The sequence below is a fragment of the Pseudorhodoplanes sp. genome (assembly GCF_035565795.1).
GTDB lineage: Bacteria > Pseudomonadota > Alphaproteobacteria > Rhizobiales > Xanthobacteraceae > Pseudorhodoplanes.
On record NZ_DATMRV010000031.1, the window covers coordinates 19,838 to 31,961 of the forward strand.

Below are 12,124 nucleotides of genomic sequence, written 5' to 3' on the forward strand. Positions count from 1 at the left end.
GGCAGACGGTCCGACACTGGGGCGACCGGGCCTTTCAATCGGGTGACCCATGCCACAACCGCTTCCGCTGCCCTTGCCAACATCCCGCGCGGAAATCGCGGCAATCCAGAGTCAGCGTAAGCGCGTCGCCTTCGAGCGCGCCCGCAAGCTGCCCTGGTATCGCGGCAAGCTCGATCACATCAATCCGGACCGGCTGGACGACCCGGAGGTCTGGCAGACGATCCCGATCCTCGACAAGGACGTGCTGCGCACTTTCGATCACGCGAGCTTCATGGAACAGTTCTGCGCGGTGCCGCAGACCGAAATCGCCGAATATTGGCGTTCGGGCGGCTCCACCGGGAAGCCGGTCTTCTATCCGCGCACATCGGACGACGTGACCTACGGACTGCTGACTTGGGGCCGCTCCTTTCCATGCATGGGCATCGGCAAGGGCGACCTCGTGCATATGTCATTTCCGATCGGCATCCACCCCGCCGGCCAGGTCTGGGCACGCGCGGCGCACTGGTTCGATGTCGGCATGAACTGGGTCGGCGCCGGCAATGCGGTGCCATCGGAGGCGCAGCTCGGCCTCATCGAGTCGCTGAAGCCGACCGTGTTCATCGGCATGTCGAGCTTTGCGCTGCATCTCGCCAATCTCGCGGAAGCCAAGGGCATCGACCTGACAGCCTCGACCGTGAAGAAGGTTGTGTGCTCTGCCGAAACGCTGTCGCAGGCCAAACGCGACAAGATCGGGCGCATGTGGGGCGCCAAGGTCTATGACGTATTCGGCATGAGCGAAGCGGGGCTGATGGGCGCGGAGAACGACGTGCATGACGGCATCCATATCTGGACCGACATGTTCTTCATCGAAGTGGTGGATGCCGAGACCGGAATCGCCGTTCGCGAGGGTGAGGTCGGCACGCTCTGCGTCACGCCGCTCTGGACCAATCACGCGACGCCGTTCCTGCGATGGAATTCCGGCGACATCGTGCATTACATCGAACACTCCAAAGGCACGGGCCAATGGGCCGAGCTGTTTCCGATGATCCGGCACGCCAACCGCACCACCGGCTTTTTCAAGCTGCGCGGCGTCAACATGAATCACGCCGATTTCGAAGACACGATGTTCAGCCAGCCGCAGGTCAATGATTTCCAGGTGGTGCTGGTGACGGAGGACGGCACCGGGCGCGAGGCGATGCGGCTCCTCATCGAGGTGAAGCGCGGCGCGGACGATGACGACGTATGCAGCGAGGTGGAAGCCCTGATCAAGCGCACCTTCGAAGTGACGCCAAATGTCGAAGTGCTGCCGCTCGGCACCCTCGCCGCGGAGTTTGAACGCAGCATCAAGGCGCCTCGGTTCGTGGACAAGCGGACCTAGGGCCGGGCGTACGGCTAGCGCCGCACGTGCCCCCGCCCCAGCACCGAACCGGGGCGTTCGCCGAACCGCGCCGCAAAATCGCGCGCGAACTTGCTCATGTGGGTGAAGCCGCAGGCCATCGCGACTTCCGTAACCGATCGCTCGGCCGGGTCTGCGCGCAATAATTCTTCATGCGCAAGCTCGAGCCGCAGAGCCTTCACGTAGGCCATCGGCGCAACCCCGCGGAAGCGACGGAAGCCGCTGAACAGCGAGCGTATGCTCACATCCGAGGCCGCAACAAGATCCTCGATCGAAATCGGTTCGCGCAGATGCGCGCGGATATAATCTTCCGCGCGATGGACATAGTACGGTGCGCAGGGCTCCGCGGCGCGGTCATAGCGCTCGCTGAACCGGTGCGGGAAGGACGCAAGCATCAGCGCCATCATCGTGGCATCGAGATGCGAGCTCACGCGCGGATGCGACAGTCCGTTTCGCGCATCGGCGGCGTCCTCCCGCACGGCGCGGGCCATCTCGATCATGGTGCGAGGTCCGAGATCGACCGAGACGATATCGAAATCGAAATCCAGCCTGCCTTCGACATCGATGCCGATCTCGCGCGAGGCGAAGCGCTCGAAGCGATCGCGGTCGACTTTCACGATGAGCTGACGGCAATCGCTGTCCCAGGTCTTGGCCAGAGGCTCCGACGGATGCACGACATAACTCTTGCCGCCGCCGACGAGCCGCGTCTGGCCGCGATGGCGGATCTCGCATGAGCCGCCCAGCACGAACTGGAACAGATAGAAGCGCCCCATCTCCGGCGCCGTCATGGTGACCGGCGCACCGTATTTCAGCCAGTGCAACGACACGTGCCCGGCCTTCACCGCCTCGTGCCGCATGCGCAGAGCCTGCTCCTCCCGCGGCAAGACAAGGTCATGCGACCGGAAGACGTCGCTCATGTAGCGACGCGCAGCGCCGACCTTCTGCGTCTCAAACTCCGCAAACGCCCGCGGTACGGGCGAAGCTGCGAGGCCAGACATCGCGATGCCCCGGAAACATTAGTGACTGCCTCATTATACGCGAGGCCGCCTGTTCCGTAACGGGCGCGCTTGCGAAAATCTTGGCCACTTGCCGCCCAAACGAAAGACGCCAGCGAGCCAGCCGGCCGCTGGCGTCGATCGAGGTTTGGGCGTTGCGTGTTACGCGGCGGCCCGGCGACGCATGGCGGGCTGGTTCACCTCCGCCGCGCGCGCTTCGGCCTCGAAGCGGAAATAGCCGACGCGCTCTGCCATCGCCGTTTGCTGGTCTTCGAGCGTCTTCGCCGTCGAGGCATTTTCCTCGACCAGCGCCGAGTTCTGCTGCGTCACCTCGTCCATCTGGGTCAACGCCTTGTTGACCTGATCGATGCCGGTCGCCTGTTCGGCGCTGGCCGTCGCAATATCGGCCACGATATCGGCGACGTCCTTGATCGACCGCAGGATGTCCTCGAGCGATTGCCCGGCGCGATTGACCAGTTCGACACCCTCCTTCACTTCGTCCGAGGAGCTGGCGATCAGGTCCTTGATGTCCTTGGCCGCCTGCGACGAGCGCTGCGCGAGGCTGCGCACTTCAGATGCCACCACCGCGAAGCCGCGACCGGCCTCCCCCGCGCGCGCCGCCTCGACCGCCGCGTTGAGCGCGAGCAGATTGGTCTGGCGCGCGATCTCGTCGATCACCGAAATGATCTCGGAAATCTTGCGCGAGGATTCCTCGATCCGCGCCATCGCATTGACCGCCTCGGCGACGACGGCGCCGCCGCGTCCGGCGATCTCCTGCGTGCCCTGCGCAAGCTGGTTGGCGTGCTGCGCATTCTCGGCATTCTTCTTCACCGTCGCCGCGATCTCTTCCATCGAGGCCGAGGTTTCCTCCAGGCTCGCCGCCTGCTCCTCGGTACGTTGCGAGAGATCAGTGGTCGACGTCGAGATTTCCGCCGCGGCGTTCGAAACCTCGAGGCTGGACATCGCGATGTTGCGGATGGTGTCCTGCAACTTGCCGATCGCGCCGTTGAAGTCCTCCCGGATCTTCAGATAGTCCGCGGCCCAGTCCTCGTTCACGCGATAGGTCAGATCGCCTTGCGCGAGCCGCTCGAGCCCGCGACCGAGCCCGTCGACCACCTGCGCAACCTGACGGGCTGCTGCCTGCTGCGCCGCCTCGTTGCGTGCGCGCTCGGCCTCGGCCGCGAGCCGCTGCTGTTCGGCGACCTGTTCCAGACGCTGCTTTTCGAGGCCGGCGTCGCGGAACACCAGAACCGCGCGCGCCATCTCGCCGATTTCATCCTTGCGATCGGCGCCAGCCACCTCACTGTCGAGCCTGCCGCGTGCGAGCGCCGACATGACGCCGTTCAGCGAGAGGATCGGGCGCGTAATGCCGCGCGCGATCAGCCAGGAGAGCAGGACACCGATGACGATGGCAAGCGCTGTGACCGCGATGCTCGTCACGATCGTCGTCTGGATGCTGGCTTCGCCCTCCGTCCTGGTCGCCGCGAGGGACTCGTCCTGGCTCTTCTTGAGGTCTGCGCGGCTCTTGATCATTTCGACCGAAAGCTTGTTTTCAGCCGCAAGCAGGCGGGAATGGTCCGCAAGCAGCTTCATCGTCGAGTCGAAGGCGGCGGTGTAGGTCGTGACCAGCGCATTCATCTGCTGCAGCTTCTCGCGCCGTTCGGCGGTGCGCGCGGCGGCTCCGATCTTCTTCAGCGTCTCGCCCATCGCCGCAAATTGCGCGCGCGCGGCTTCCTCGAGTTTCGGGTTACGGGTCTGATTGTGCAGGAGGCCGTTCACCCGACCCCACAGGAACTGCTCGGTGGCGAGGCCGGCGAGCGATGCCAGCGTCAGGTCGTTTTCCGCGACCGCGCTCTGCATGAGCTGCTTCAGTTCGCTGTGCAGGCGATTGCCGAGCGGCGTGGTCTCGTCGGCGATCGTCCGCCGGAGTGCGGTCTGGATTTTGACGATGTCTTCGAACAGCGCGAGATACTCATCGACCTGACCTAGGATTGCCTTGGCCATGTCCTGCCGCTGCTTCGAAACTGAATTCTCTACGACGAAAGTGTAACCGTCGCGGACGGACTGAGCGAGTTCGCGGACCCGCGTCAGGATCCGGTCTTCGCCCTTGTCGAAATACATCATCATGTTGAGGCGCAGAGCGACGAAGTCCCGATCGGCCTGCGAGCCGCGGGACGCATTGTCGGAGGTCCGCGTGAAGCTGTCGAAGCTTTCACGCGCGGCCTGAAGGCCGAGATAACCGGTGGCTGCGACCACGACCACAAGCGCGAGGACCGCCACATACCCGGCAGCGATACGCGTGCTGACCTTGAAGCGGGAATTCAGATTCGAGATCCAGAGCATTAATTCTTCTCTCAGGACACGGGCGGCGCGTCCCATGCAGGAAGATAGTTTCGGCGAAGAAGACACTTCGGCTGGCTCGAAACGATCCTGAGAAGCTCAGACCTTTCGAGCGCAATATTCCCCGGCCGCCGTGAGAAAGTCCTGTCCGTCCGATTTGCGCACATTGCGCCGACTAAATCAGTGCGCGCGTTTATGTTCGGTAAAACGTAAGCGCGAGCCATGAACACACGACATGGCTTTCGGCACGAACGAAGCTCAGCCCTCGCGAAAATGCATGATGCCTGATGGCTGTCGTGCGTTTGATGCTCGTTCGCGTCACGCGACGTCGGGCGCAAGGCCACCCCGCGCGATGCTTCGCTCACTGGCGCGCGTAAAAGCCAGCAGTTCCGCATCACGGCCTCTCGCGGCCACCAGCTGAAGGCCGATGGGCAAGCCATCCGCAGATTGCCCGGCCGGCATGCTGAGGGCCGGAAGACCCAGAGCATTCACGAAGGGCGTGAAGATCGCATGTCCTCGCGGACCGACGCGTTGGCCATCGATCGTCGGCGGATACACCTCCGTCGCCGGCCACGGCATCGCAGCGGCTGCCGGTGTGAGCAGGTAGTCAAAGCGCTGGAACAGCGAGTCGAAATCGCGTGCGACCGCCTTGATGGTGTCGAGAGCCGCAAGATAGTCTGCCGCGCTGTAGCTGCGGCCATTGCGCGCCATCTCGGCAAGTGCCGGACCGATCATGTCGTCGCGGTCGCCGTGGAGCGACATCAACCACGCTGCGCCGGTCTCGCTGATGACCGGCCATATGTCGGCTATCGGAGCGGCAAGGTCGAAATCATGCGCAGTCTCGACGCTGTGGCCACGCTGCGCAAGGCTGACCGCGGCCTCTGCGACGGCGGCGGCAATGACAGGATCGACCGGCGCGCCGGAAAAAGTCGGGATATAAAGAATGCGCGCCGCCCGGGCGTCGGGAGCGCGCGGCCGCCAGTCCGGGCCGCCGATCACATCCATCGCAAGCAGGATGTCGCCGACATTGCGCGCGATCGGGCCGATCACTTCGAGATCATGCAGGATCGCGGGAAAGCCCTTCCCGCGTGGAACCATGTCCCGTGACGGCTTGAAGCCGACAAGCCCGGTGTGAGCCGCGGGCCTGCGGATTGAGCCGCCCCCGTCCGTGCCGATGGCAATCGGCCCCATGCCGGTCGCGACCGCGGCGACCGCGCCGCCGCTCGAGCCGCCCGGTGTGAGCGCAAGGTCGTAGGGATTTCTCGTCGGACCGAACAACGCGTTGTCGGTGTACCCCTGCAAGGTGAATTCGGGCACGTTGGTCTTGCCGAGGATGATCGCACCGCCCGCGCGGAGCCTGTCGATCGGCGGCTCATCGGCCTCGGGAACGTATTCGGCGTAAAGCCGGCTGCCCCAGGTTGCGCGCAATCCCGCAACCAGAATGTTGTCCTTCACCGTAAGCGGAATGCCGTCGAGCGGACCGAGCGGCGCGCCGTTGCGAAAGCGTTCGGTGCTAGCCCGCGCCTGCTTCGCCGCGCCTTCCTGATCCAGGGTGACAACCGCATTGACCGAAGGATTGACCCGTTCGATCCGCGCGAGAATGGCGGCCAATACGTCCGCCGGCGTCGCCCTACCTTCGCGATATGCACTCGCGAGCTCCGCGGCCGACAGCGCCCAGAGCTCCGCCTTCGGCCCAGTGTGCATCAGGCGTTGCGGCTACTTGCCGCCCCAATGCACGAAGCTCCGCTCCATCAGGAGAAATAACAGATTGAGCGCATAACCGAGCGCACCCGCGGCGAAGATCGCCGCATACATGCGCGGCATGTCGAACAGCTGCTGTGCCTCGAACACGCTATGGCCGAGGCCATCCTGCGAGCCGATGAACATCTCCGCAACCACGATAATGACCAGCGCAAGCGATACGCCGTTGCGCAGGCCCACGAAGGTCTGCGGCAGCGACTCGAGCAGCGTGACGTCGATCAGCACCCGCAAGGGCGAGGCCCCCATGACCTTGGCGGCGAGCAGCCGCGTCTTGCGCGCATTCATGACCCCATAGGCCACGTTGAACAGGATCACGAGGATGGCGCCGAACGCCGCGACGGAGATCTTGGTCTCGTCGCCCACCCCGAAAAGCACGAGAAAGAGCGGGAACATCGCCGAAGCCGGCGTCGACCGGAAGAAGTCGATCACGAATTCCAGCGAGCGGTACAGTCGTTCGGACGAGCCGAGGATGATGCCGAGCGGGATCGCGATGACCGCTGCGATCATCGTGGCCATCACCGTGCGATAGACGGTCTTCATGAAGTCGAAGCCGAGCCGGCCGCCATCCATGCCCTTCCAGAAAGCCTCGAAGGTGGTGGCGGGCGACGGCAGCAGCACCGGATCCACCCATTTGGCGGCGGTCGCAACCCACCAGACCGCAACCAGCACGGCGACGCCGACGAGCGGCAGCAACGGATCGAATTTGCGCAAGGTCAGGGTCATGAGCGCCTCACCTCGCGCTGGAACACCTCGAGGCAATGCGCCTTGATCCGCACGAAGTCCGGATCGGACAGCGTCGCGTCAGTGCGTGGGCGCTCGCCGTCATAGGCCACGAAATCAGCAACGCGCGCTGGATAGCGCGAGAGCAGCAGCACCCGATCCGCGAGATACACCGCCTCTTCCAGATCGTGCGAGACCAGAACCGTCGTGGTCTTCGTCTCCATGAACAGCCGCTGCAACTGCTCCCGCATGAACAGCGTCATCTCGTAGTCGAGCGCGGAAAACGGTTCATCGAGGAACAGAATTTCCGGCTCCACGATCAGCGCGCGCATGATCGACACCAGCTGCTGCTGTCCGCCGGACATCTGATAGGGATATTTATTCAGATCGAGCTTCACGCCGAGCCGCGTGACCAATGCTTCGGTGCGGCGCTTGCGCTCAACCGCCGGCACTTTCATCAGCTTCAGCGGATAGGCGATGTTGTCGAAGGCGCGCATCCAGGGGAACAGCGCCTCGCGATAATTCTGGAACACATAGCCGAACTTGATTTCCGACAGCAGCATGCCGTCGAACAGGATCTGGCCGGCATCGACCGGGATCAGCCCGGCAATCATGTTGATCAAGGTGCTCTTGCCGCATCCATTCGGCCCGAACACCGAGATCAGTTCACCGCGCGGGATATCGAGATCAAAGTTGTCGTAAATGACCGCCTTGTCGAAGCGCTTGCTCAGACCGCGAATCGTGACATGCGGACGCTTGCCGAAAGCGCCGACGGCCGGCGACGACGGCACGTCGTCCGCGAGCGGACGGATAACGGGCTGTGTCGCGGCCATCGCCATGCCCCTCGGTCCTCTGGATCAGAACGACTTCAGGACGGTCTTGATGTCGATCTTCTGCGGCACGACGCCGATCTCGGTACCGAAGTCCGCAAATTTCTGCAGATAGCCGAGCTGCTCCGGCGACATGTCCTTTGTCATGATGTAACCGAGCATCGGAACGCTATCGACCAGATCGTCCGGCGTCATGGTGTTCTTGGCGAGATACTTGCGGGCCTCGGCCGGGTTCTTCTTGATGAAGTCGACGGCCTTGCCCCAGGCATCCGCAAACCGCTTCGCAACATCCGGACGCTTGGTGATGAAGTCGGTCGTGAATGCGCAGCCCGCGGCAAAGGCGTCGGCCTTGTCGCTGCCGAGGATGTATTTGGAGATCACGCCGGCTTCGAGCGTCTTGGCGACGCCCATCTTTTCCATCATGGTGGCGCCCGGCTCGAGCGTGTAGCCGCCATCGAAGGTGCCGGCCTTCATCGCATTGACGTGCTGGCCCATGTCGAGCTGGTCGATCGAATACTCGCCATCCTTCAGGCCGACTTTCGCAAGGACACCCTTCGCGGTGTTGAGATTGGCCGGCCCGGGCGCCGACATCAGCTTCAGACCCTTCAGGTCCTTGAGCGACTTCACCTTGTCGAGCAGCGCGGTGCGGACGACGAACTGCTCCATCTTGTATTCCGGCGTCTGGCTATGCATCGCGATATACATCGCAACGCCGGGCTTCTTGGTGTTCGCATTCAGCCCTTCGAGCGTGACGAGCACTGCCGAGACGTCGATCTGGTTGGTCATCAGCGCGGCGACATTCGGCGGACCGCCCATGAGACGGATGGTCTCCGGCTCGATGTTGTGGTCCTTGAAGTAGCCCTTCTCTATTGCAACGAAATACGGCAGCGACGACGAGATCGGAAACACGCCGACCTTGACCTTGTCCTGCGCGGCCGCCGCCGTCACCGATGCGGCCAGTGCGATTGCACCTGCCGCGATGGTCGAAAGAAACCGGTTCTGCGTCATTTCAGGCAACTCCCTTGAGCGGGTGAGATGTCGGTTCACGGTCCGGACCGGGGCCGCCGCGATACACACGGCTGAGCTTGGCCAGGAAGTCAGCCTCGGTTTTATGCAAGGATCCTGCCACTGGGTCGGCGCCTTCCATCATCGTGTCGGAGGCGGCGAGCGAGAAATCCATGACGAAACGCACGCGTTCGCTGCGCGCGTGCGAGATCGCCATCAGCCACGCCCGCGGCGAACGGCTGCCATTCAGGTAGGCGCTGACGATGTGGTCGGCGGCGATGCAGGCATCTTCGATCGCCTGGTTCGCGCCCTGCCCGAGCGTCGGCACCATGCCGTGCGCCGCATCGCCGAGATAAAGCACGTTACAGGCGGGGTCGGCATAGAGCACGTCATGCTCCTGCATGCGCGCCCAGTGGTTGTTGGCTGCCTCCCGGCAAATCGTATCAATCAGCCAGACCGACTGATCGCTGGGCTTGCCACTCGCGGGGGAAAACATCGCGCGCAGCGCCGGCGCAGCTTTCATCGCATCGGGGATCGGCTTTTCCGGCGCAATCGGGAATGCGCCCGCGACATAGATGTGCCCCGGCGGCACGCGGAACGCGAGCAGACGGTTCGGTCCGTTGAACCATTGCTCGTAGTCGTCGATCAGTCCGCCGCTGTCGTCCGACACGAGCACGCGCGAAATCGCAATCCCGACATGCTTGATCTCCGGCTCGCCGGATATCGCCCGGCGCACGTTCGAGTAACGGCCATCGGCAGCGATGAGCAGATCGATCCTGTCGAGACGCTTCGCCGCTCCGTTCTGCGTCCATTCGATCGTGCTTTGCGCGGGATTGCTGTCGCTGCGCGCAACGCGGGTGATGTCGCAATCGTAAGCGACGACCGCGCCTGCGCTTTCGCGCAGCACGCGGTAGAGTTCTGACCAGCGGATGCGGCGGCCCGGATTGTCGGCGACCTTCGCCAGCGGCAGATGAAAGAGGACCGTTCCATCGGTCAGGGACGTGCGCCAGCTTTCCCACTTGAAGCTCGTCCCATCCATCTGCGCGAGAAGATCCGGATCGTGCCATTGCAGCGCCCGCACGGAGTTCGGCCCGATATTCAAGCCTGTCCCGGAATCCGACTGATCGTCCGCGGAGACGCGCTCGAGGCAGATCACCTCGGCGCCGGGCAGCTTCGACAGGCTCTTCGCCATGATGCAGCCGGCGACGCCGGCGCCGACGATCACAATGCGCATGACGAACCCCCGCCGCGCGATGTAACTTTCTCCGCTATTGCAGCGATCAGTCCGCCGCCGTCCGGCCCCTGATGTTCGGCGCCGCCCGATACGAAAATGCGCGTGTCGCCGAGAACGCCGGCCACAAGTCCGCCGACGGCACCACGGATGTGGCGCTGCGCGTTGATATCGGTATCGTCGAGCATGGTGTGGCGCTGACCGCGGATCTGGCCGCGCCTGTCAGGCTCGCATTTGACGAATACCGCCTGAACGCGCGACCGATCCTGTACCGAGACCTGGGGGGCCGCGGAAATATCGAGATCGGACAACACCTGCATTACGGCGCCGATGTCGAGCGCGTCGCTCATCGCCCGATGCGCGATCCGCAGGTCGCCGGACCAGTGCGGCGAATTGCCCAGCACGATAACTTCGTTGGCTTCGACCTCGACACCGGACGAAATGCTCGCGCGGTCGGACCGCACGGAGAAATTCTGCAACAGCGCCGTATCGCTGACTTCGGACGCGCCGATCTCCCCGAGTGCAAGGGCAACGCCGAATGCACCAGCCGCACGAGCGAGCGCCATCGAGCGGTTCGGATCGGCGCTCGCGACGGTCTTTCCCGCCGCGCGGGCGGCTTCCGCGCGCGCCGAGGTGACGCAGGGGCATTTCACCTGCACGAAATGGACGTCGTCGGGGTCGGCGATATGGGCCTGCGCCATCGCCTTTCGGACCGCAACCGAAACAGACTCGACATGTGCCGCCCGGCCGATCTCGTGAGCCGGAACCGGGGCGCTCATCGCGGTGCCGATCGCAAAAGCTCCGGACGGCGCCGGTTCGCTCAGCGGCGCACCGCGGCGGGACAACACGACATAATGCGGAGTGAGCACGCCTTCGGTGCCGCCCGAGAGGATGCACGGAATGCGCCGGATCAGGGAGTCGGCGGGCTCATTCAGATGGCGGCTCAGCAGCGCCATCAGGGTCTGGGTGAAGAAGCCCCGCGTGAAATCGTTGACCCCGCCATTGCCTTCGGTCTTGCCGATGACCGCAATGATCTCATCTGCACGAAGCATTTCCTGCGCGATCAGCCCCTCGAGTTCCGAGAGGTCGCCGGGATGCTGCATCGGCAGTCGAAAGACGTTGGCGCGCATGGTGGCTAGTTTGCTGCGGCGCACCGAAAGCGCATAGGACCATGTTTATCTCAGAGCGAGACTATTTTGATCTCACTCGCCGGGGCGGCTGCGCGGGCGCTGCGGCTTCGGACAGGCGGGCCAGGGCCTGCTTCAAGGTTTCCACGAAGCTCGCCGCCGGGATCGGGAGAATGCGCCCGGCGCGGGACGCGAGTACGAGGCGGCCCTTGGCGAGGTCGGGATCGGTCAGGGGGATCGCCACGAGATCACCGTCGCGCGACTCGCGCACGGTTCCGATCTGGTACTGGAAGCAGATCGCGTCAGTGTCGCGTGCGAACACCTTCTGCGGCTGAACGGCGCTCGCCTCCATCGCGACCTTGAGCGTCAAACGAGACTTCGTCAGCAGCGCATCGATCAGCCTCCGGCTGCCGAAGGTCTCGACACCGAGCGCGACCGGATAGGGCTGGCATTCCGCGAGACGGATCGCGGTCCGCTTCGCAAGCGGATGACCCGGCCGCATCATGGCGCAGAGCGGCTGCTTGATGCTCTCGATGATGTTGAGCTGGTCGGAGCTTGGCGGATCGTGCGCGAGCAGCAGGTCGTTTTCGTCGGCCATCAGCGACGCCATCAGCGGCGCGGTCGAGCCGACAAGCAGCTGGAACTGCACGCCAGGATAGCGGTCCTGATACCGCGCGATGGTCTCCGGAATGAGATCGTTCGCCGCCGATTCCGCGCACGCGATCCGCACCGTGCCGCGC

At 64.0% G+C, this 12,124-nt stretch carries 10 protein-coding genes; 1 reads left to right on the forward strand and 9 read right to left on the reverse strand.

Annotation, left to right across the window (positions count from 1 at the left end; translation table 11 throughout):
• Positions 1 to 49 precede the first annotated feature (49 nt).
• Complete coding sequence (locus VNZ93_RS02875) at positions 50 to 1,357, forward strand: phenylacetate--CoA ligase family protein (protein WP_325699799.1); 1,308 nt, start codon at positions 50 to 52, stop codon at positions 1,355 to 1,357.
• A gap of 14 nt (positions 1,358 to 1,371) precedes the next feature.
• Here the strand turns inward: VNZ93_RS02875 and VNZ93_RS02880 are convergent, their stop codons facing one another.
• The 9 genes from VNZ93_RS02880 to VNZ93_RS02920 all read right to left on the reverse strand — a co-directional run.
• Positions 1,372 to 2,373, reverse strand: coding sequence for an AraC family transcriptional regulator (locus tag VNZ93_RS02880; protein ID WP_325699801.1), 1,002 nt, complete (start codon positions 2,371 to 2,373; stop codon positions 1,372 to 1,374).
• Between the two features lie 159 nt (positions 2,374 to 2,532).
• Positions 2,533 to 4,713: a methyl-accepting chemotaxis protein gene (locus VNZ93_RS02885; protein ID WP_325699804.1), complete on the reverse strand. Its 2,181-nt coding sequence runs from the start codon at positions 4,711 to 4,713 to the stop codon at positions 2,533 to 2,535.
• A 315-nt stretch (positions 4,714 to 5,028) separates the two neighbouring features.
• Positions 5,029 to 6,414 carry an amidase gene (locus VNZ93_RS02890; protein WP_325699807.1) on the reverse strand — a complete coding sequence of 462 codons (1,386 nt, stop codon included), beginning with the start codon at positions 6,412 to 6,414 and terminating at the stop codon, positions 5,029 to 5,031.
• A 12-nt stretch (positions 6,415 to 6,426) separates the two neighbouring features.
• On the reverse strand, positions 6,427 to 7,194 hold the full coding sequence (locus tag VNZ93_RS02895; RefSeq protein ID WP_325699810.1) for an ABC transporter permease: 768 nt from the start codon (positions 7,192 to 7,194) through the stop codon (positions 6,427 to 6,429).
• On the reverse strand, positions 7,191 to 8,030 hold the full coding sequence (locus tag VNZ93_RS02900) for an ABC transporter ATP-binding protein (protein ID WP_325699813.1): 840 nt from the start codon (positions 8,028 to 8,030) through the stop codon (positions 7,191 to 7,193). The genes VNZ93_RS02895 and VNZ93_RS02900 overlap by 4 nt, the downstream gene beginning before the upstream one ends.
• An 18-nt stretch (positions 8,031 to 8,048) precedes the next feature.
• A complete protein-coding gene (locus VNZ93_RS02905; protein WP_325699816.1) occupies positions 8,049 to 9,029 on the reverse strand; it encodes an ABC transporter substrate-binding protein in 981 nt (326 codons plus the stop codon).
• 1 nt (position 9,030) lies between these two features.
• Positions 9,031 to 10,260: an FAD-dependent monooxygenase gene (locus VNZ93_RS02910; RefSeq protein WP_325699819.1), complete on the reverse strand. Its 1,230-nt coding sequence runs from the start codon at positions 10,258 to 10,260 to the stop codon at positions 9,031 to 9,033.
• Complete coding sequence (locus VNZ93_RS02915) at positions 10,248 to 11,387, reverse strand: ring-opening amidohydrolase (protein ID WP_325699822.1); 1,140 nt, start codon at positions 11,385 to 11,387, stop codon at positions 10,248 to 10,250. Before VNZ93_RS02915 ends, VNZ93_RS02910 begins: the two co-directional genes overlap by 13 nt.
• Positions 11,388 to 11,448: 61 nt before the next feature.
• On the reverse strand, positions 11,449 to 12,124 hold a 676-nt coding region (locus tag VNZ93_RS02920), incomplete at its 5' end, for a LysR substrate-binding domain-containing protein (RefSeq protein ID WP_325699825.1).